Annotated in this window: 19 protein-coding genes; 8 read left to right on the top strand and 11 right to left on the bottom strand. The window is 48.8% G+C overall.

What is annotated here, in order from left to right; genetic code table 11:
* Positions 1 to 30: 30 nt before the first annotated feature.
* The 4 genes from AC58PQ_RS19845 to AC58PQ_RS19830 all read right to left on the bottom strand — a co-directional run bounded on the left by AC58PQ_RS19845 (position 31) and on the right by AC58PQ_RS19830 (position 3,637).
* Positions 31 to 762 (bottom strand): DUF421 domain-containing protein, encoded by a 732-nt coding sequence (locus AC58PQ_RS19845; protein WP_497244523.1) that lies wholly within the window; start codon positions 760 to 762, stop codon positions 31 to 33.
* A 113-nt stretch (positions 763 to 875) separates the two neighbouring features.
* A complete protein-coding gene (locus AC58PQ_RS19840; RefSeq protein WP_497244521.1) occupies positions 876 to 1,727 on the bottom strand; it encodes an SDR family oxidoreductase in 852 nt (283 codons plus the stop codon).
* Between the two features lie 292 nt (positions 1,728 to 2,019).
* Positions 2,020 to 2,520, bottom strand: a complete 501-nt coding sequence (locus AC58PQ_RS19835) for a DinB family protein (protein WP_497244519.1) — start codon at positions 2,518 to 2,520, stop codon at positions 2,020 to 2,022.
* A gap of 175 nt (positions 2,521 to 2,695) precedes the next feature.
* Positions 2,696 to 3,637 carry a helix-turn-helix transcriptional regulator gene (locus AC58PQ_RS19830; RefSeq protein WP_497244517.1) on the bottom strand — a complete coding sequence of 314 codons (942 nt, stop codon included), beginning with the start codon at positions 3,635 to 3,637 and terminating at the stop codon, positions 2,696 to 2,698.
* 191 nt (positions 3,638 to 3,828) lie between these two features.
* Between AC58PQ_RS19830 and AC58PQ_RS19825 the strand changes: the two genes are divergently transcribed.
* On the top strand, positions 3,829 to 4,689 hold the full coding sequence (locus AC58PQ_RS19825) for a YybI family spore inner coat protein (protein WP_497244515.1): 861 nt from the start codon (positions 3,829 to 3,831) through the stop codon (positions 4,687 to 4,689).
* A gap of 87 nt (positions 4,690 to 4,776) precedes the next feature.
* Here the strand turns inward: AC58PQ_RS19825 and AC58PQ_RS19820 are convergent, their stop codons facing one another.
* A complete protein-coding gene (locus AC58PQ_RS19820; RefSeq protein WP_497244513.1) occupies positions 4,777 to 6,006 on the bottom strand; it encodes an aminopeptidase in 1,230 nt (409 codons plus the stop codon).
* 84 nt (positions 6,007 to 6,090) lie between these two features.
* Between AC58PQ_RS19820 and AC58PQ_RS19815 the strand changes: the two genes are divergently transcribed.
* Together AC58PQ_RS19815 and AC58PQ_RS19810 are read left to right on the top strand one after the other, a co-directional pair.
* Positions 6,091 to 7,770 (top strand): glutamine--tRNA ligase/YqeY domain fusion protein, encoded by a 1,680-nt coding sequence (locus AC58PQ_RS19815; RefSeq protein ID WP_497244511.1) that lies wholly within the window; start codon positions 6,091 to 6,093, stop codon positions 7,768 to 7,770.
* A 381-nt stretch (positions 7,771 to 8,151) separates the two neighbouring features.
* The gene (locus tag AC58PQ_RS19810) at positions 8,152 to 8,307 is read left to right on the top strand and encodes a hypothetical protein (RefSeq protein WP_497244509.1); all 156 of its coding nucleotides are present in this window, start codon (positions 8,152 to 8,154) and stop codon (positions 8,305 to 8,307) included.
* Between the two features lie 63 nt (positions 8,308 to 8,370).
* Here AC58PQ_RS19810 and AC58PQ_RS19805 read toward each other — a convergent pair whose 3' ends face one another.
* Entirely contained in the window at positions 8,371 to 8,718 is a 348-nt protein-coding gene (locus AC58PQ_RS19805; RefSeq protein WP_497244507.1) for a hypothetical protein, read from the bottom strand.
* A 207-nt stretch (positions 8,719 to 8,925) separates the two neighbouring features.
* Here AC58PQ_RS19805 and AC58PQ_RS19800 point away from each other — a divergent pair, with 207 nt between their 5' ends.
* The 5 genes from AC58PQ_RS19800 to AC58PQ_RS19780 all read left to right on the top strand — a co-directional run bounded on the left by AC58PQ_RS19800 (position 8,926) and on the right by AC58PQ_RS19780 (position 14,582).
* Positions 8,926 to 9,630, top strand: a complete 705-nt coding sequence (locus AC58PQ_RS19800) for a response regulator transcription factor (RefSeq protein ID WP_497244505.1) — start codon at positions 8,926 to 8,928, stop codon at positions 9,628 to 9,630.
* On the top strand, positions 9,624 to 11,012 hold the full coding sequence (locus tag AC58PQ_RS19795; protein ID WP_497244502.1) for a sensor histidine kinase: 1,389 nt from the start codon (positions 9,624 to 9,626) through the stop codon (positions 11,010 to 11,012). Before AC58PQ_RS19800 ends, AC58PQ_RS19795 begins: the two co-directional genes overlap by 7 nt.
* Positions 11,013 to 11,109: 97 nt before the next feature.
* Complete coding sequence (locus tag AC58PQ_RS19790; RefSeq protein WP_497244500.1) at positions 11,110 to 11,676, top strand: hypothetical protein; 567 nt, start codon at positions 11,110 to 11,112, stop codon at positions 11,674 to 11,676.
* Between the two features lie 290 nt (positions 11,677 to 11,966).
* Complete coding sequence (locus AC58PQ_RS19785) at positions 11,967 to 13,499, top strand: hypothetical protein (protein ID WP_497244498.1); 1,533 nt, start codon at positions 11,967 to 11,969, stop codon at positions 13,497 to 13,499.
* A gap of 48 nt (positions 13,500 to 13,547) precedes the next feature.
* On the top strand, positions 13,548 to 14,582 hold the full coding sequence (locus AC58PQ_RS19780) for a potassium channel family protein (RefSeq protein WP_497244496.1): 1,035 nt from the start codon (positions 13,548 to 13,550) through the stop codon (positions 14,580 to 14,582).
* Positions 14,583 to 14,585: 3 nt separating this feature from the next.
* On the opposite strand, the gene AC58PQ_RS19775 is transcribed toward AC58PQ_RS19780, so the two are convergent.
* The 5 genes from AC58PQ_RS19775 to AC58PQ_RS19755 all read right to left on the bottom strand — a co-directional run bounded on the left by AC58PQ_RS19775 (position 14,586) and on the right by AC58PQ_RS19755 (position 19,996).
* Complete coding sequence (locus tag AC58PQ_RS19775; RefSeq protein ID WP_497244494.1) at positions 14,586 to 15,767, bottom strand: cation:proton antiporter; 1,182 nt, start codon at positions 15,765 to 15,767, stop codon at positions 14,586 to 14,588.
* A 40-nt stretch (positions 15,768 to 15,807) separates the two neighbouring features.
* Entirely contained in the window at positions 15,808 to 16,086 is a 279-nt protein-coding gene (locus tag AC58PQ_RS19770) for a hypothetical protein (RefSeq protein WP_497244492.1), read from the bottom strand.
* Between the two features lie 17 nt (positions 16,087 to 16,103).
* Positions 16,104 to 17,384 (bottom strand): ArsB/NhaD family transporter, encoded by a 1,281-nt coding sequence (locus tag AC58PQ_RS19765; protein WP_497244490.1) that lies wholly within the window; start codon positions 17,382 to 17,384, stop codon positions 16,104 to 16,106.
* Positions 17,385 to 17,600: 216 nt separating this feature from the next.
* Positions 17,601 to 18,056: a hypothetical protein gene (locus tag AC58PQ_RS19760; RefSeq protein WP_497244488.1), complete on the bottom strand. Its 456-nt coding sequence runs from the start codon at positions 18,054 to 18,056 to the stop codon at positions 17,601 to 17,603.
* A gap of 101 nt (positions 18,057 to 18,157) precedes the next feature.
* Positions 18,158 to 19,996, bottom strand: coding sequence for an ABC transporter substrate-binding protein (locus AC58PQ_RS19755; RefSeq protein WP_497244486.1), 1,839 nt, complete (start codon positions 19,994 to 19,996; stop codon positions 18,158 to 18,160).
* Positions 19,997 to 20,108: the final 112 nt, after the last annotated feature.

Genomic DNA, 20,108 nt, shown 5'->3' with positions numbered 1-20,108 from the left:
AAGGGGGCCCCAAAAAAGACGAACCAACGCTTATGACAGCGCCTGTTCGTCTTGAGATGTGTCTAGTCCCGTGTACACACGCACCTGATCTTGATCATCGATGGTTGCAAGCACGACGTGCTCGAATTGGGCCTGTGCGGCGTGAATCTGCGCTTCTAACCAAGCCAGGTCTTTCCCTTGCTGCGCGAGCAGCTTTTTATCGATGGCACCCTGTATGATGATTGGCTTCACAAGGGAGAAGGGATCGCTGGGGATTGCCATATCTTTGGTGGTCACCGTTTGATGCTGCGGCTCGAGGAATACGGAGACCATTCCGCCGGGCTCCCACAGAGCGAGCGCAACCTTCTCTATATCTTCAACTTGTTGCTTGCGCAGCTCAGAGAAGAGGTGATCGACGGAGATTTTGGCTTTGCGCAGGCCGCTCATGCGAAGCTGTCCGTGCTGAATAAGCGTAAGTGGTGACGGTTCAAAGAGATGCTTGAGGAAGTTCCATTTTAGACTCAGCCAAGAAGTAATGAGATATAGCACAACGAGTGCAAGGGTGGTGATCATGGAGCCTTTTAAGGCTAGGTGCTCGTCAGAGAGCGGGTGAGCCATGATATTGCCTAGGATGAGTGCGATCACGAAATCGAGAAAACGCAGCTGGGAGATCGAGCGTTGGCCTAATGCTTTGGCAGTGATGAGCAGGAAAAAGTAGCCTACGATGGCGCGTAAAATCCACTGCATGGTGGTTAGCGATTCTTGACTACGAAAGAAGTCCAAGGGTCGTCACACTCCGTAAATAAGGTAAATGCTACCTATAACGTACCCTTATATATGGCGAGCTATCCGCAGTTTTTGCGAGAGGGGAAGGGAGTTAGCTCCCTTCGATCCCGTTACGCACCGTCGGTTAGCACGACTTGTTCCTCGCTCCAAGCCCAGAGCTGACGAGCGAGCGTATCGTCCTTCGCTTTTGCGGACACAGGCGCAATCTGCCGCCTGTAGTAGTACTCGCCGCTGACCGTGCTTACGTCCGGGCTCGTGGCCAAAAACACCGCCGTATCCGCGCCCTGCGCCGGCGTCAAGAAAAACGGCCGCATCATCGCATGCACGGCCTTCCCAAACCCGGTGTCGCGATCGACACCGATGTTCGTGGCCACGGCGCCTGGATGGAGCGAGTTGGCCGTGGCTGAAGTGCCTACGAGCCGCTTCGCGAGCTCACGGGTGAACAGGATATTCGCCAGCTTCGACTGGGCGTATCCGTTCCAAACCCGGAACCCTCGCTGCAGGTGAGGGTTCCTGAAGTCGATGCGCCCAATTTTGTGGGCGCCGGAAGAGACATTGACGATCCGCCCCTGCGGAGCGCGGATCACAGCCTCCAGCAGAAGCTGGGTCAGCAGGAAGTGGCCGAGATGGTTGACACCCATCATGGCCTCGAAGCCATCTGCTGTGGTCTGCCGCTTCACGGTGACGACACCCGCGTTGTTCACGAGCACATCCAGCACGTCGTGCTTGGCAAGAAACGCCGCAGCAAAATCCCGAATGCTCGCAAGTGAAGCGAGGTCGCACAGCATCAGCTCAATGTGCGCGGAGCCGCTCTGACGGCGCGCTTCCACAAGCGCCTGCTCACCTCTTTGTCGGCTGCGACAAAGCATAATGACATTGGCGCCTTGTTTAGCCAAAGCCATCGTCGTGGCAAGACCCATGCCGGAGTTAGCTCCGGTGATAAGTACCGTTTTATTTTGCATAGAGGATCGCCTCCTTTTTCCTCAAGTATAGCCCATGAGGCGAATCCCCGCATGGATTCCTGCAGGATTGGTGGAGCCGACAACTTTTCTAGATGTGGTGGTAAAATAAGTGGAAAAAGCGTTGAAAAGAATTCCGATCAGAGGAAGTGAGGAGTGTGCACAGGTGGAAGCGAAAAAAGCTGCGGCAGAACTAGCCGTACGAAGTTGAAAAGAGTTGTCCATCAAGTAGAGTAAGCATACTTGTTGAGACAACTCTTTTTTTATTGCTACTCCATACGACCTTAACTCAACCTTACACCAACGGCTGCATACCCATGGCAATCCAAGACTCCCGTGTAGGACCATAAATGTCTGGTACGATCAGTCCAGCTTGGCGCATGAGGACGATCATTTCACCACGGTGGTGAATTTCATGGGAGATGAGGATGCGCAGCGTGAGCCCATTAGGCCACTGATCGCCGTACATATCGCTAGTCTCGGTCAGCTTCGCTTCAGTCCATTGCGACTGAATGGCTTCAATGGCTGCGGCAGCGGATGAGCGGTAGGTATCGGCAATGGTTTGCGCAGAAGCGGGAGCAAGCTCTTCCCCTTCCGGTGCGGTGAATGTCAACCCCGTGCGAGATAGCATCTCGTGGATCGTTGTTGCGATATGCCAAGCAATTTGTCCAAGTGAACGGTGTTCAGGCGTAATCTTCTGGGCAAGTGAAGCATCTGTCAGGACATCCAGCACGCGCTGGGTGCATATCGCTTCATTGGTGTATTCTGTTACAAAATCTTCAATCATTTTGATCATGGGGGTTGTCCTCCTCAAAGTTTTTCGCCAGAAAGAACTGGCATCGTAAGTATGGTATGGCTTTCATGTGTAGATAGGTCGTCAGCAGGGGCAGTATTTCCGCATGTATCATTGCTCATGGTGTGTTGCACACGTCATATCCTTATTATAGACAAACATCACTGACAACAGAATGTCAGTGAGTCGAATAGAGGGCAACTATTTTCTCTGCCTTCTCTTTGACTGCTGCTGCGATATGCGCAGGCTCAATAATTCGCAAGCTTGGACCATAGCTGAGCAGCATGCCGTGCAGCCAAGGTTCATCAGGCTGCGTTGATCTCACCATCAATGTTCCATCGGGCTGCTTGGTCACATGCTCAGGACGGAAGTAGTCCTCGATCTGCGCCCTGACATTCGGTTGTGCGTGCAGCACAAGCGTAATTAGGGTGGAGGGGTCTCTTTTGCCCCAACGATAATCAAGTTGTTCCAGTGTTTCCTGTTTGCGTTCGAATGTTTGGAAGAGCACGTCGACTTCATGCATACGGGATAGTCGGAAAACCCGAAAATCCTCACGCAGCAAGCAGTACCCATGCAAATACCAGCCAATGCCTTTGACCACGATGCTCATGGGCTCGACGGTTCGTATGGACGCTTCGCTTTGAGAGGACGTATATGAAAAAGTGACGAGTCTTGTCTCTTTAATGGCGGTGCGGAGGGCTGTTAGCTGCTCGATATTGTGATGGCCATTCTGCCATGGATTCATGTCGAGGATAAGCTGGTTACCTAGCCTGGCCGCAGCGGGTTGCTCAGATTTGGTGACTAGTGCACCAACCTTATCCAGCAAGTTGCTGATTTCTTGATCGCCGATGGAAGCGCGAATCCCTTTGAGGCCGATGATGATCGATTGTAGTTCTTCTAAAGACAGAAACTGGCGGTCGAGCCGATATTGGTCCATGATTTCATAACCACCACTGAGCCCCGCATAGGAAATGACTGGGATACCAGCTTGGTTAATGGCTTCCACATCTCGATAAATGGTGCGCAAGGACACCTCGAAACGTTCGGCAAGCTCTTTGGCGCTAATGCGTCGACGATTCAGCAGCAGCATGGTGATGGCGAGTAGACGATCTATTTTCAAAAGGAGCACCTCATTGATTATGGTCGTATTCGTATGTAAATATTCGATTATGCGGATGAAAATCCTTGTGGCTCGCTCGGTTGGCAATGCTTTGAATCGCAGTCGCCAAGTTTGTAGTTCTTCCTCGCATACCCAATGGAATAATTTGAAATAATAAACCGAATTAAATTCCAAGATGGGAAGTGCGACAGATGTATCGGTTTAGAAAAAGGTTTACAATCGCGCTGCACATCGCAGCAATCAGTGTTATGATGAGCGGTGGCTTAGCCTTCAGTGGATCGGCAGAGGCCTTCGCTCAAACGGTGCCTCCACCCCCTACACAACTGACACCCCCTCAGGGCGGACAGGGCCAGCTCATTCAAACGCGTGAGATTGATGTCACGGGCGATGGCAAATTAGATTCGGTTTCCCTCGTTGGCTTAAAGTCGGACTTGAACAGTCCCTATTATGACAAGCTGTTTATCTCCGTCGTAGGGCAGGGGCAGGCACAGGTTGTGATTCCGCTGGAAGGCGGATATAACCCGAAGATGGATTTTTGTGATTTTATCCACGACATGCTGCCTCAGATTTATGTGACTTCCGATACTGGCGGCAGTGGCGGGTTTACCTCGAATTACATTTATTCGCTCAAAAATAACGTGCCAACCAATATTCCGATGCCCGAACCGCTGCATGTAAAAGCGACCTTTAAGAATAACTATAAGGTGAAGATGAAAATCGAGGAAACGGGTAAATCCTTCACTCTTGATATTTCGGATCGGAAGGAAGCTTACGAGCAGTTTGGGGTGTACAACCAAGGAAAGATTGTGAAGCCGATCATCGTCAATGTGGATGCATACAGCTTGCTGACGCCAGTCGATGTGAATAAGGACGGCTTCTGTGAGCTGAAGGGTGTTCAGCGTATCACCGGTATCGCCAATGCGGATACGCTCGGCTATGTCACCTCATTATGGAAATGGCACAAGGGCAAGTGGCAACTCAAAAAGGCGGCCGTCGTTCAAACTTTGCAGACCAGCATGATGCGTGCACCGGGCCCGGAAGACGAAGACTAGCACTAACACGAAGAAGACCGCTCGTACATGGAGAAAACTCCAGTGCGAGCGGTCTTTTTACGTTGTGTAGCGTCTTACGACGGAGCCTTAAGCCCAATTCCCATTGCGGAATAGTGGCTCTCTCGTACCGTCAGCAAGAATGCCGTCAATCGCCATCTCCGCAGAGCCGATCATGAAATCCACGTGGATTAAGCTTTTGTTATAGCCATTCGCGACAAGCTCTTCGGCATTCATGGTCGTTCCACCCTCAATGGTGAAGGGGTAGGAATTACCGAGAGCGACGTGACAGGAGGCATTTTCGTCAAAGAGTGTGTTGTAGTAGATGAGGCCTGACTGTGAAATCGGTGAATCATAAGGCACGAGTGCCACTTCGCCTAAATATCGAGCGCCTTCATCCATATTCAGCATGTTGTTCAGCACTTCTTGCCCCACTTCTGCTGTCGCTTCGACGACGCGGCCATCCTTGAAGGTCAGGGAAAAGCCATCGATCAACGAACCTTGGTAGCTTAGCGGCAGGGTGCTGCGAACGGTACCGTTCGTTCCGTTACGAGCTGGCATTGTGAACACTTCTTCGGTCGGAATGTTCGGCACGAAGAAAATGCCCCGCTCAGACTCGCTGCCTGCGGCAACCCACTGATGCTTCGGTGCTAGCTCTATGTACAGGTCTGTGCCTGGTGCTTGGAAGTGTAATTGCTCGAACTTCTTGCTGTTGAGCAGGTTCTGCTTCGCCGTTAATGTGCCGATATGCTCTTTCCAAGCGTTAACTGGATCCGGTTTATCTACACGTGTCAGCTTGAAAATTTGCTCCCACAGCTGCGTAATCCGTTCGGATTCGCTCAGGTTAGGGAATACCTTGGCAGACCATTCGGCTGTCGGGTAGGAAACCAACAACCAGTTAACCTTGTTGCTGCGTATATAGGAAAGATAGCCTTCGCGCGCGGTGGCCGCTGTTTTACTGGACATCGCGACGCGTTCTGGGGCTACATCCTTGAGTAGATCCGAATTAGGCGCATAAATGGAAAGGAAAGCTGCTCCTTCTTTCGCCATTTCTTCCAAGCCTGCGGCTCTCCACATCGGGTAGGTGCGAAGGGTATCCTCCGGAGCGTGTTTAAGACGGAGCGCCTTCACTTCATCATCGTCCCAGTCCACGACAACGTCTTTGGCACCGGCCTCATAGGCCTTCTTTGTCAGCTTGCGAACGAAATCAGCGCAGGCGATCGGCGTCGTGATGACGACGGTTTGATCCTTTTGTACATTCAATCCGACGCGTATCGCAAGCTCTGCATATTGATCTAAGTAATGCTCGAATGATTCCATCTCATTGGCTCCTTTATATTTGAGTACCATATAGTGTATGATAGAAAATAAAACTTTAACCCGTGGGAGAAAGGCTGGGCACATATGGAAACGAAAAACGCGGAAGCTAACGTAAGCGCAATATCGAATTTCATTAAGAACATTGTAAACGAAGATTTGAAATCAGGCAAAGTCAGTCAGGTCGTGACCCGATTTCCCCCGGAGCCGAACGGTTACCTTCATATAGGACATGCAAAGGCAATATGCACGAACTTTGAAATCGCCGATGATTTCAATGGGTTGACGAATCTTCGATTTGATGACACCAATCCAGTCAAAGAAGATGTTGAATATGTGGAGTCCATTAAAGCAGATGTGGCTTGGCTCGGTTTTAAATGGGACGGACTTTTCTTTGCTTCGGACTATTTCGAAGAGATGTATAACCGAGCATTAGTCTTGATTCGCAAAGGACTGGCTTATGTAGACGACCAATCAGCGGATGAAATACGTGAGACTCGCGGTACGCTGACACAGGGCGGTTCTAACAGTCCTTATCGTGAACGCACGATAGAGGAAAATTTGTCCCTATTTGAGCGTATGCGTGCTGGTGAATTCAAAGACGGTGAGCGTGTGCTGCGCGCAAAAATTGATATGTCATCGCCAAATATTAATTTAAGAGACCCTGTCATCTACCGCATTCTCCATGCACATCATCATAACACAGGGGATACGTGGTGCATCTATCCGATGTATACCTATGCCCATCCACTCGAAGATGCGATTGAAGGGATAACGCACTCGTTATGTTCGAGTGAGTTCGAGGATCAACGCCCGTTCTACGACTGGGTCATTCGAGAGTGCGAGATGCCGAATGTGCCAAGGCAGTATGAATTCGCTCGTATTAGTCTAATGAATACCGTAACGAGCAAAAGAAAGCTGAAACAACTTGTCGACGAGAATGTTGTTGATGGTTGGGACGATCCGCGTATGCCGACGATTTCGGGTCTGCGCCGTAGAGGTCTAACGGCAGAATCGATTCGTAACTTTGTCCGTGAGCTTGGGGTGTCCAAAGGTGGCGGAGGCAGTGTCGTTGATACTCGCATGTTGGATCACTTCGTCCGCGAGGATTTGAAGCTGAAAGCGTTGCGCACCATGGGCGTGCTGAATCCGCTCAAAGTTGTTATCACCAACTATCCAGAGGATCAAGTGGAGATGCTGGAAGCGGAGAACAATTCGGAGAACCCGGAAATGGGCAATCGCATGATTCCGTTCTCCCGCGAGATCTACATCGAGCAAGACGATTTCATGGAAAATCCGCCGGCTAAGTATTTCCGCTTATTTCCCGGTAATGAAGTGCGTTTGAAAAACGCCTACTTTATCAAGTGCAACGACTTCATCAAGGATGCGGATGGCAACGTGGTTGAGTTGCATTGCACCTATGATGTGGAGACGAAGAGCGGCAGCGGCTTCACCGGTCGCAAAGTCAAAGGCACCATCCACTGGGTGGACGCCAAGAGCGCGGTACCAGCGGAGTTCCGCTTGTATGAGCCGTTGATTTTGGATGACGCGGAAGGTGAAGAAGAGGCATCTTTCCTGGATAAGGTAAATCCGAACTCGATGCAAATCGTGCAAGGCTTCGTCGAAGACAACATGAAGGGTGCGAACCCGCATGACAAATTCCAGTTCTTCCGCCACGGCTACTTCAACGTGGATCCGAAGTACACAACACCTGATCACCTGGTGTTCAACTTGATCGTTTCGTTGAAAAGCTCGTTCGTGGTGTAACGAACGCGTTTATAGATGGATTGACCTCCTAGCCGGATGCTAGGAGGTCGTGTTATATCAAGCCTCGCGACAACGGGCGCCATACTTCAAGCCCCGCAAAACCTGCAAAAGTGTAAAAGTGCAGGATTTGTGGGGCTTTTTGCGCGAAAACGGCAGGAAAGATGCAAATGTGCAGTTATTTGGGCCGGAATTTCCCAGAATCGGAGTATTCATGGGAAAAAGATGTATTTTCGCAGGTATTCACCGCTACGTAGGGGATTGGTGGGAAAAGGATGCATATTTGCATTTTTCGCCGCAGAATTGCTCTAGTACTTCACGAATTTAATAAAAAGAAAACTAACAAATCAATACTGAAGAACTTTAGCCGTTTTGGAGGAAAGCATGGGGGAAATATCAAAGTTTGTTGGTCGATGGATGAATCAGGCTGGCCATGTATTAGAAATAAATGAGATTGGTGATGTCGATGTATATGTTGATTTTGAGGACGATTTTGGTGTTCCGTGGATTAACCCACTATCGTTATTTGAAAAGATATAGTAACTAAAAAAGCTATCCCCCCAGCACTCTCATGCTTCGAGGACAGCCATGTTTCTCTAGCAGTTAACCAATAATCGCAAATGCAGATACCCCAGACGGAACCGTACGTGTACGGAACAAGTTGCCGTCAACATCGAAAGTACGGATAACAAGGGTACGTGTCGTTGGTGTAAAGATGCTTCTAAAAACGGCTGTTCCAAAGTTGTCGAATCGAACCACAGCTAGACGAGTGCCACCGAGGGTACGCGCTTCGCAAGTAAAGCCAGCTGTAGAGAAAGGGACACCTGCCGTGTTCACCCAGAGGACAGTGAAGCGAGTTAGTCTTTGTGTGGGTTTAAGGGAAGCGGGCATACGATGCAAAGCTTTGCCTTGGCCTTTATCTACTCTAGTAGGAAGAAGTTTAGCAGCCATTGATTTCACCTCCTTCCGTCTCTATCTACATATAGTAAATGCAAGAGTAGCTATGCCCGATAGGAAGATTTCCCCATTCTATTAAAAATGTGTATTTGGATCAGATGACGACTACTAGACTAGGTTGCGCAGAAAAATAAATTTTTTCTTCACAATTAGCCATTAGAATAGGAAGATCATTGTTTTAATTAGGGAGCGTGTGCGCGCGTGACAACGGTATTGGTTGTGGATGATGATTTGAATATATGTAAAATCACGAAGCTATATCTGGAGAAGAACGGCTACGAGGTAGCAACCGCGCACGATGGGGAGCAGGCGCTCACGAGGTTCAAGGAGCTGCAGCCCGATTTCATCGTGCTGGACATTATGCTGCCGAAGCGCGACGGTTGGTCGGTCTGTCAGAATATTCGCGCGCAGAGCGATGTGCCGATTCTGATGCTGACGGCAAGAGGCCACGTGGATGAGCGAGTCGAGGGTTTACAGATGGGGGCGGACGACTATCTGGTGAAGCCTTTTGACCCGAATGAGCTGGTCGCTCGGGTAACGTCGATCCTTCGCCGGACGGGGCTTCGAGCCCAAGTGACGCCAACTCCGCATATCTACGAGATCGGCAGTTTGCGCATAGACAGTCAGGGGCATGAAGTGACGGTTGAAGGGCATTTTGTACAGTTACCGAAGAAAGAGTACGAATTACTGCTATTCTTCGTACGGAATCCGAATCAAGTATTCACTCGCGAGGATCTGATCACGAAGATCTGGGGGTGGGATTTCGAGGGCGAGGACCGTGTCGTTGATCTCTACATCAAACGGTTAAGAGAGAAGCTTTCGGCGCTCACGCAGCGCAAAGAAGACTGGAGCATCCGCACCGTATGGGGTGTAGGTTATAAATTTGAGGGGCCAGGCACATGCTGAATTCCTTTTATCGCAAGCTCTTATTTATGTATATAGCCATTACGGTGGTGTCGATTCTAGCGATTTCGAGCACGATCGGCTACACGATGAAACAGAAGACGTATGAGCGGAGTGAGAAGCTTCTTCTGGAGAAGGTGGAGCAAGTCGAGGAGATGGCCAAGGATTTGTTCGATAATTCGATGGCTCAGAAGGATTTCCGCAAGCAGATTAGTGCCATTGAGCGAACGTCGAATGTGCGAGTTTCCGTAATTCGGCATCCCAAAGCGACCTTAGATAAAATCCAGGCCGTTGGTGAGAATCCAGCAAGACTAGGTTGGGTTGAGAAGGTGCTGAATGGGTATCCAGTGACGGTGAAGAGCAACTTCACGCAGAATAGCACGGTCAAAATGCTTATTGTGGGTCGTCCTGTCCTACAGGACAATCGCTTGGTTGGTGCCATTTTCTTATATACTCCGATTGTTAACATCCAAGGTACGATCCGGGAAATTAACCGGGCGATTTATGCCTCTGCGCTTGTTGTTGCGCTACTGGCAATTGCACTTCTTTACTTTGTTTCACGGCATTTTGTGAAGCCTCTACAGCAGATGAGTAAGACGGCGGAAGCGCTGGCACTCGGGGATTTTAGCGGCAGGGTACCCGTGCGTGGAAAAGATGAAATTGCCTCGTTGTCAGGTTCGCTCAACCGAATGGCCGGCAAGCTGCAAAAGGTCGAAGAAGGCCGCAAGCGGTTCCTCTCTGAAATTTCTCATGAGCTGCGGACTCCGCTAACGACGATCCGGGCATCCCTGCAGGGGATTACCGACGGGGTGGTAGAGCCTGAGGATGCGAAGGAATTCATCGATATCTCTCTCCAGGAGACACTCAGATTGAATCGTCTCGTCGAAGATTTGCTGGAGTTGTCCTCTTTCGAGGAAAAACAAGTACAGCTACATATAGGCGTGGTTGATGTTCCTGAACTTACAGGACTCGTCGTGACACAGCTCACGATGAAAGCAAAAGCGAAAGGGATCGAGCTCAGCACCGATGCGGAGGGGCCGTATACCGTAAGGGCTGACGCGGACCGACTCAGGCAGGTATTTATCAACTTACTAGATAATGCGATTAACCACATTCCGGAGGGCTCGCAAGCAGGGATTCGGGTGAAGGCGATTAGGCAGGAGCGATGGATTGAGGTGTGGGATTATGGGCAAGGTATCGCCCCGGAGAAGCTGCCGCATCTATTTGACCGGTTCTACAAAGCGGACGAAAGCCGCAATCGCTCTGGCGCAGGGCTGGGTTTAACGATTTGTAAACACATTGTCGAGGCGCACGGAGGCTCGATTCGCGTGGAGTCCCAGCTGGGGGTTGGGACGGTTTTCAAAATCTTTTTGCCTATCGCATAAATGTCCTCACATGACAAACTTATGACATAACTATGGGATAAGATAGGATTCGTAGGGTAGAGGGAAATAACCCATAAACGAATCGAGGAGTGATCACATGTTGAAGAAGTTAGCAGGAATCGTGTTGGTAGGTGCGATTGTATGTTCCGTTCCGGTGGCGGCTTTCGCCAAAGGTGATGCAACAGCGTCTTCCACAAGTAAATTTCATCCCATGAAGCAACTTTTACTAGAAAAAGCGCAAGCTTTTGGCATATCGACGGAAGGTAAAACGAATAAGGAGATTAAGGCTGAGCTGAAAACGGCATCCACGACAAAACAAACCGAGCGTTTAAATGCAGCGGCAGCAAAATTGGGTATCTCCACAGAGGGTAAGACAGCGGAGCAGCTCAAAACGGAGATCAAAGCCGCTGTTGCTGTGAAGCTGCAGGAGAAAGCCGCAAAGCTTGGCGTGAGCGCGGACGGATTGACGAACAAGGAGCTGAAGACAGCGTTGAAAGCTGCTAAAGAGGCCAAGAAAGCAGCGAAAGAGACGAAGAAATCCGAGGCTGTGAACAAGAAAGCAGCCAAATTAGGTATCGCCACGGATGGTAAAACAACCGAGGAGATTTACGCAGAGATGGAGAGCGCGCTACAAGCCAAATGGGCGAAGAAAGCTGCGAAATAAGCAGGACATAAGCGGGCAGTAACGCCAATCAAATTATATAGACGAAATAACCCTTGAAGGCGACTTCGGGGTTATTTTTTTGACCACATTAGAAAGTATAAGTTTTCGGTTCCCGAAAACATCTTTCTAATTGGCGATAAAAACTACATTTAAAACGCGGTCGCCCATCCTCGAAGTACTTCGATAGAAGTTTTTCTCATAAGTTTTAGATTTACCATCCTTTTTTTGTAACTTTCCACGTAGGGCTGCGTCAAATGAGTAGAAAGTAAATTGAGGGATGTGAATTTGAATTGAAAAGAAGTGTCTTATTAGGTCTCCTCTGTTTATTAGGTAGCTATTTGTTGCCAAGTATGGCTCAGGCTGATAGTGGGAACGTGAAAGTACATATCGCTAATTTTCCGGTCAAAGTGAACGGTCAACTTGTAGATAATAGTCATAGTCGCTTTCCATTTATCGTGTATAAGGACATTACGTACGCTCCCCTCAATTGGGATACGTTGCAGGAGCTTGAGCTTAACGCAGAATGGAATGAATCGGATGGTCTGAAAGTGTACAGAATCTGTTGTACGTCTCCTTATTGGATGACCAAGGCCTTAGAGAAGCAACCGTACGCGCAGGATCTTACTTTTCGTCAGAATACGAATACAGCCTACACAGCGCAAGTCAGCCAGTATCCCGTAGAAATCTGGGGTGAACGTCTGAAGAATGAAGAGGAGCCGTATCCCTTACTAGCGTTTCGGGATGTCACCTATCTGCCCTTAACCTGGAAATTCGCCCACACGCGATTGATGATGGATTTACAGTGGAGTGAGGATGAGGGACTTTCCATTTGGAGTGGACAGGATCGTGTGATGACGCAAATTGTGGATGATGATGACGATTCCCTATACATAAGTGCGGGATATTCCGTAGATGCGCCTAGTAAGGTGTTGAAAGTGGCAAAGACTTTAGAAGCAACACCAGTCTGGTTAGACGATGTGCAGTCGAAAGACATGGAAGACAAACTGAACGGTATGCCGGTAGCCAAAGGAATGGCTGGCATTCCAATTGAAATTGATAACCAAGACGGTAAGCTGAGCTACAAGGGATATCCGCTGGGGCAGCTTCTGGAAGAAGAGAAGCACATACTAGGGGATACGACACTTCGCATCGAAGGGACGTTATATCCCATTGATGAAAGAAGGCAGCTGATTGTCATCTACTCTTATTTTCCTATTCCTGTGATTGGGCCGCCTCCGAATAGCCGCTTTCAGTTGTTCTCCATTATCGATGGGCGATCGCAGGCTGTAACCGATTACCCTTATTTACCGCAATTTGTACAGAAAAATGCCGACGGTACAGTCTGGATTGCCAGTGAAAGAACACCGACTAGGAGATATAATTATCCCGGTAGGCTGGCTGTTATGGATCCGGATGGTCATATTCGAGTGGCGAACTCACTTCTGAATGAGCAGTATATTGCTCCTTTGGGTCTAACGAGCGGATCGAATAGCCCGGTTCATGCAGATGGGAAAATGATTATACGTCTCTATGGTATCCCCTATGGAGAGAGTATCCTTGGAGGTAACCATTCCACATCCGCGAAGACTACGAACAGCAGCCAACCTGCTGAAGATGGCATTTACGAGGTGGACACAAGCTTTCACTTAAAGAAAGTGTCCAGTGCACCTGAGGAGTCCTATACGGAATATGGAAATCTCTACCTGTATAAAGATAAGCAAGGTGATGTATACACGATTAACGGGTATAGCAACACGATTACGAATTGGACCCAAGGTCGCCATCGCACGTGGACGGACCTTGATCTTCTTACCAAACCGTAATAAGCAGGCACAATAACTATGCTTGGATATACCTGTAAGGAGGTCACCATGCTTTTCTTCTCGAAATTCCTATTGCGTCTGATCCGCTGGAATAATCTCTTTATTTTTGGCGTAGCTGCGGTATTCATTGCTGGTAGCTCTTTGTTAGCGTATGAACTTGAGCCGAGCACCTTCGAGACCCGATTTAACGGCTTATGGTGGGTGATGACGACGGTTACGACTGTCGGCTATGGTGATTTTTATCCCCATACGGTCGCAGGCAAATGCTTAGGCATCGTTGTCTACATCTTCGGTATCGGACTTATTTCCATTACGATTAGTAAAGTGGTGGATGCGTTATTTGTATACCAGCGCAAGAAGGAGGAAGGGAAATTGAGATATGCGGGGACGAACCATTTTGTCATTATTGATTGGAGTCAGCACGCAGAGAATGCGATCAAGGAAATTCTGAACTCAGACCCCCTGGTGGAGGTTGTACTTATAGATACACTGGAAAAATCGCCAATTCAGCATGAGCGCGTGCATTATGTGCTGGGCAACCCGCAGCTCGTGTCGACACTCGACATGGCGAATACGTCGAAGGCAAGAGCAGTCTTCATCTTTGCAGATGAGGTGACGCAGTTCCAGAACACCATTCGAGATCCCGCCTTCGTCGATGGTAAAACACTGCTTGTCGCCACGACCGTCGAACGCAACTATAACCACGTGTACACGATTGTGGAGATCCGTGATAAGCACAATCTGCCCAACTTCCAGCATATTCGCATTGATGAATTCATCTTTGGCAGTGAGACTATTTCCCAGCTCGCAGTACGCAGCGCCTTTAACCCGGGCAGCTCGAAGATCCTTACGCAGCTATTGACGCGTACGCCGAGCGGCGAGGATCTTTACGAGATTCCTACACAGGCCAAGTGGGTGACGTTCCACGATGCATTTCAGGATTTGCTGCAAAAGGGTGCCACACTGATCTCAGATGGCGAGCATCTGAATATTAACAAAAGGCTTCATGAGAAGATCCCTCAGGGGGCTAGGCTGTTCGTGATTTGTGATAAGGAAACGTATGGGCGGTTGACGATTAAATAGAAATTACTTCACCTTCAAAAGCGCAACCAACCGGCTCAATGTCGTCCCTTGAACTAACAACGAGAACACCACATTACTGAAGGTCATGGCGAGCAGCAGGTCACGCCCCTCGAATGTTGGCGACACGCCTAGCAAGAGGGCAATCGACAGAGAACCCTTGAGTCCGCCCCAGGCAATGATGGGCTTCCATGCTCTAGGCATGTCGCGATCCATCGCAAGACTGACATAGACGGCAATGAATCTGGCAAGGAGGACGATGACGATACTGCCGCCGATCTCTAGCCATTTGTCCGTGAAGTTGATGTTCGATATTTCCAAGCCGACCATGAGGAAAATAAGGGCATTACCAATAAAGGCGATGACCTCCCAGAAGGAGTCCATTTTCTCTAGTGTGGTGTCGGACATACCGATGTTTTTGCCGTAGGTGCCTAGCAACAGCCCAGCAAAAACGACCGAGATCACACCAGATAAATGGAACATCTCGGCTATTTCGAACACACCATAGAACAACACAATGGAAAGGCCGATTTCGACGAGGTAGTTATCGATCCGCGAGGTGATTCTAGAAGCTAGGAATCCGCCGGCAATCCCGATCAGCATGCCGCCTAGCACAACTTTGGCAAACTCTAAAGTGCCATCCATGAGACTGGACATGCTTAGCATCGTAGTGACTAGCGCGATTTTGAAGAGGACGACGGCGACACCGTCATTAGCTAAGCTTTCTCCCTCTACGATCGTGGAAAGCTTGGAATTGAGCCCGAGCGATTTGAATATACTGAGCACGGAAACGGGATCGGTAGCGGCCATCAAGGCGCCGAATACGAGTGCCTTTTGGAGAGAGAGACCTAAGAAAACGGAGCAGAGCACCGCTACAAGAACAAAGGTAATCAGCGTACCTAGCAAGGAGAGCAAGAGGATAGGACGTTTATTCTCCTTCACCTCGTGGAAATGCAGCTTAATCGCCGCATCCCCTATGAGGGCCGACAAGAAGATAAGGATAACCGTTGTTTGGAAGACGTGATCAGATGAGATGTAATCTTTGAGCTTATCCATGGCTGGAATGGGAAGGAGTCCCAGGAGCAAGCCAGCGATTACGAGCAGCGTTGGATAAGGTTGCTTCGTTTTATCAGCCAAATACGCGATAGCTACCGCGATGGCAAGCAAGACGAGCCAGTAGTGCATCATGCTAGTTCCTCCTCTCGTATTCGCCTTCGTGTCCAATCAGCTACACCCAGGTAACACTTGTCAAAAGTCGGTGCTTCATTAGGGATAGGATAAAGGCCTCGTAGTAATCCTTGCGAACAATGAATTGGTAGTGATGATTATGAAAGGCATAGAACAACACATCCGTAAGCACATGATTATGTTCGAAATCATGTTGGATGTCTTTCACCCTTTGATCAATTGCCGCATCCCCGAGAACGTGAATATGGAATTCCACATCCTGTCCGTTGGCCGTTTCATTGAGCTCGATGATTTTCTCGTCAAATGTGTACTGTAACATGGGCCGTTCCTCCTTTTTCACATCAAATACCTGAAGTAAATGTACACGCTGGAAAGCACAATCGACAGGAGCATCAACGGGAAGCCATATTTCAAATATTTGACGAAGGAGATGGGATGGCCCTCTTTGCCAGCCAAGCCGGCTACAATTAAGTTCGCGCTCGCCCCAATTAAGGTACCATTCCCTCCTAAACAAGCACCTAAGGCCAGACTCCACCAGAGCGGTTCTAAGTTGCTAACGCCCATATTGCCCATTTCTTGAATCAGTGGAATCATCGTTGCGACGAAAGGAATGTTATCGAGAAAAGCCGATGCAATCGCGCTCAGCCACAGAATAAGCATGGATGTAGCGAACTCGTTGCCTCCTGTTAATTCGATCGCATGCACTGCTAATTGGGTAATTACACCTGTTTCTACAAGTCCAGATACAAGCACGAAAAGCCCGACAAAGAAGAAGATCGTAGGCCACTCGATACTGGCAAAAGCAGGCTCCAACATATGCTCACCGGTCAAGAGGAGTAGCAGAAATGCACCGCTCAGCGCAACCGTAGCCGATTCCAAATGCAAGCTCTGGTGCAGGAAGAAGCCTAGAATGGTGAGGGCTAGCACGATGAGGCATTTCCATAAGAGCTTACGATCCGTCAGCATGGCCTTCTCATCCATCGCCATAATGCTTTGTTGCAGCTCGGGAGTAGACTTGATTTGCTTCCCGAAAAGGACAAGGAATAAAGGGATATAAGCCAGCATGATAATGATCACGATGGGGGTCAGATTCGAGATAAATGCCATGAATGTGAGCTCTTTCACCGCGCTGCCGATCATAATATTGGGCGGATCGCCAATCAGCGTGGCAGTTCCACCAACATTGGATGCAAGGATTTGTGTAAAAAGGAACGGAAATGGATTCACGCGAAGCTGCCTCGTAATACTCAGGGTGACAGGGACCATGAGAAGTACCGTCGTCACATTATCCAAAAAGGCGGAACAGACCGCTGTGATGATCACGAGCGCGATTAGAATTCTTCGCGGCTGCCCCTTGGCGAGCTTCGCTGCCTTCACAGCGATATATTTGAAAAGCCCTGTCTCCGCTGTAATGCCCACGATAATCATCATCCCGATGAGGAGACCCAGTGTATTGAAATCGATGTGATGCAAGGCTGTTTCTTGGCTAACGATACCAAAAACAACCATAAGCACGGCGCCAATCATGGCAATAATGGTGCGGTGAATTTTTTCGGATATGATGATGCCATAAATAAGTAAAAAGATGCCGATAGCAAAGTACGCTTGTAGTTCCAATAAATCCGCCCCCAATGACTGTAATTCAGGATTTCCAGAATTGACCTGAGTTATGTGTTTGCGCCCCTCAGTCCCCTGAAAAAGACAAAAAGAGCCCGCTTTTGGCAGGCTCCTCCGGGTCAATCCTATATAGCGTAACTATACCTGCTCCCATGAGAGTTGTAAAGATAAAGTCATGAGTATCCTCGTGGAACAAGTAATAACGATTGCATGACTTCACCCTCGGACGAGAGGCTCGATGACGTAGGTCGAACTCGCTTCAGGCGTAGCTGTATGCTCTCCGTGCACGACCCAGCCATAGGAGAGTACTGCAGTCAGGCGTTTATGCTGCTCAGCGGTAAGACTTGCAACGACCGCTTCGTGCCCGGTCTCTAGCTGCAGCTCTGGCTCCTGGCCGAACACGACGAGTATCCAGCTGGCGATGCCGCGAAGTGTATTGTATTTGATCTGGTAGCCGCGGCGTACGGCCTGCTCGAACGTATCAGGATCGCTGCTTGCGAGCTCGGTTAAGCGCGCATAATCGAATTGGAACTTGCTGTCGTCTACTGGAAGCTCGCCAGACTGAACCCGCTGAAGCAGCTCGTCTGGGGACCATCCTTTGGCTTTGAGCGATTCTAGGATGAGTGCATCCCATTGGGATAGTTTAACTTGGATTGGTTCGGGAGTTGGCATCTTCATTCGCTCCTATCTAGGCATGTGGCTTTGTATGAAAGAGACTGCCCAACCGTCATATTGACGATGAGGCAGTCTTCTTCGCATGTTCAGCTGTTGAGCTATTTGGTGGATTTGCTGGCGTTATACTTGCTCAAGAAATCCTTCACTTTCGCAGGGTCTGCTTTGATTTCTAGTCCCGTTTTGACAAGCGGGCTTAATGTCGAGATCGCTTTGAATTTGTTGTTTTTGTAGTAAGCAAGGAACTCGTCTTGATTGATGGCGTACAGCACAGCTTTTCTCAAGTCAGCGCTTTTGGCAACCTCACGGTTCTTGGTGTTGAACAACAAGTAAGAAACTGCGTTACTAGGCATTGTTTGAAGCTGAAGCTTGGTATCCGCTTTGACGACATCGAATTTCACTTCGGACACGCCGTAGTACAAGTGAATCTCACCGCTTCTGAGCGCTGACAGGGATGCTTCAGCATCTTTGATGAAACGGATTTTGATGGATTCGACTTTCGGCTCGTACTTCGTACCCTTCATGTAACCTGGGTTTTTGTAGAAGACAGCTTCATAATCATTTTTGTAAGAAAGAATGTAAGGTCCGCTTGTAGCCAACGTATTGTTGTATTTAGCACCCTCTGTAATCGTTGCTTGGTCGCCGTAGGCGATGTCTTTATTTACGTCATATTTCGTTACATCGTACGTGTTAATGCTTTCGACTTGCTTCTTGGAAACGATACCCGCGGATTGATGCGCCAAATAGTTCAATACTTGCGGGAACGGTTCTGTCGTTGTCAACTTGACAACTTGATAATTGCCTTCTTTATTGCTCGCTTTTGTCTTATCAGATACCAGGGAAGAGATTTTGGAGCCTAGACCTTTTTCTAAGCCAGCTTTGATCGTGTCAGAGCTTCCAGAAATCTTAATGGAATCAAGTACGGCAGGGTCTGTCACGAGCTCTACGTTTTTAATATGTTCATGAAGCGTAAATGTGCGGTGATTTGGCACTGAGTTTTTGTTCTTAGCACGATTTAGCGAGAAGATAACATCTTCTGCACCTACGCGTTCGCCAGAATCAGCAGCTAGCTTGTTCTTGATTTGCGCAAAGTTGATATCATCACGCAGTAAGAAGTAGTAGTCTGAATTGCCTTCAGCAATCGCGAAGTTGTGCGAAAGGGAGCCTTCAGCCGTTAGCTTATCGTCGTCTGTCAAGTTAAGTAGACGTACGTACATGTTCGTGTTGATAATATTGATCGAACCATCGTTACCTTTGATCGGATCAAGCGACGTCAAGGAAGGAAGCGTGGATTGCAGAATGATCGGGTCTTTCGCACGTTTAGCGGTATCTTTGAAATCCAGCTCTTCCCATGGAAGGGAACGTGACTTCGAGAGACGTACAGACTCTTTTTTCAGAACATCTTGATTGAATGCTTGTGATTTAAGTGAGTTGTAAAGTGGTGCGATGTAAGCCTTGTCTAGCACTAATTGTTGTTCGAAATTCTTGTATGTTTCTGTGAACTTCTCTGGTGTTTGTGCTGCTGCTTGATCAATCAGTTTGTCGATTTCTGGATCGGACATGATGCTGTAGTCGCCGCCTGTTTTGAACAGGGAACGTACCGCATAGTCGGGGTTACCAGTAACCGTAGTCCAGCTGGACAGGGCAGCGTCGAAGTTGCCTGCATCTTGTTGGGCTTTGAACGTACCGTAATCCGGTTGGATGTTCAGCTTGACGTTAAAACCGTTCTTGGTAAGTTGGTCGCGAACGATGTTAAGGTCTGTTTCGTTTGCACTCATACCCAATAGCTCGATATCGACTGGGGTATTGTTGACAACAGCTGCTCCTGGCGATGGTGTTGGTGACGCTGCTGCGTCATCTTTGGTTGTGAAATTGCATCCGCTTAGCATCATAGAGAGACCGAGGATGACGGGGATGACGACCTTGCTTTTCTTAATCATTAGATTGACCCTCCTAGTAAAAGTTAAGTGTATGAACGCACATTCATTCCATATCCCTTCAAGTGTAAGTGTAACGTAGAGGTCCATGGAGTAAGAATGAATATTCCAAGAT

The organism is Paenibacillus sp. J22P143, from assembly GCF_059692035.1.
The sequence above is the reverse complement of the archived record's forward strand: the minus strand, read 5'-3'. Positions and strand labels throughout refer to the sequence as shown.

What these genes read in the sequence shown, in the direction of transcription:
- AC58PQ_RS19840 (WP_497244521.1), bottom strand. Translation starts at nt 1,727, where the DNA reads ATGCAAAATAAAACGGTACTTATCACCGGAGCTAACTCCGGCATGGGT.
- AC58PQ_RS19835 (WP_497244519.1), bottom strand. Translation starts at nt 2,520, where the DNA reads ATGATCAAAATGATTGAAGATTTTGTAACAGAATACACCAATGAAGCG.
- AC58PQ_RS19825 (WP_497244515.1), top strand. Translation starts at nt 3,829, where the DNA reads ATGTATCGGTTTAGAAAAAGGTTTACAATCGCGCTGCACATCGCAGCA.
- AC58PQ_RS19820 (WP_497244513.1), bottom strand. Translation starts at nt 6,006, where the DNA reads ATGGAATCATTCGAGCATTACTTAGATCAATATGCAGAGCTTGCGATA.
- AC58PQ_RS19815 (WP_497244511.1), top strand. Translation starts at nt 6,091, where the DNA reads ATGGAAACGAAAAACGCGGAAGCTAACGTAAGCGCAATATCGAATTTC.
- AC58PQ_RS19810 (WP_497244509.1), top strand. Translation starts at nt 8,152, where the DNA reads ATGGGGGAAATATCAAAGTTTGTTGGTCGATGGATGAATCAGGCTGGC.
- AC58PQ_RS19805 (WP_497244507.1), bottom strand. Translation starts at nt 8,718, where the DNA reads ATGGCTGCTAAACTTCTTCCTACTAGAGTAGATAAAGGCCAAGGCAAA.
- AC58PQ_RS19795 (WP_497244502.1), top strand. Translation starts at nt 9,624, where the DNA reads ATGCTGAATTCCTTTTATCGCAAGCTCTTATTTATGTATATAGCCATT.
- AC58PQ_RS19790 (WP_497244500.1), top strand. Translation starts at nt 11,110, where the DNA reads ATGTTGAAGAAGTTAGCAGGAATCGTGTTGGTAGGTGCGATTGTATGT.
- AC58PQ_RS19780 (WP_497244496.1), top strand. Translation starts at nt 13,548, where the DNA reads ATGCTTTTCTTCTCGAAATTCCTATTGCGTCTGATCCGCTGGAATAAT.
- AC58PQ_RS19775 (WP_497244494.1), bottom strand. Translation starts at nt 15,767, where the DNA reads ATGATGCACTACTGGCTCGTCTTGCTTGCCATCGCGGTAGCTATCGCG.
- AC58PQ_RS19770 (WP_497244492.1), bottom strand. Translation starts at nt 16,086, where the DNA reads ATGTTACAGTACACATTTGACGAGAAAATCATCGAGCTCAATGAAACG.
- AC58PQ_RS19760 (WP_497244488.1), bottom strand. Translation starts at nt 18,056, where the DNA reads ATGCCAACTCCCGAACCAATCCAAGTTAAACTATCCCAATGGGATGCA.
- AC58PQ_RS19755 (WP_497244486.1), bottom strand. Translation starts at nt 19,996, where the DNA reads ATGATTAAGAAAAGCAAGGTCGTCATCCCCGTCATCCTCGGTCTCTCT.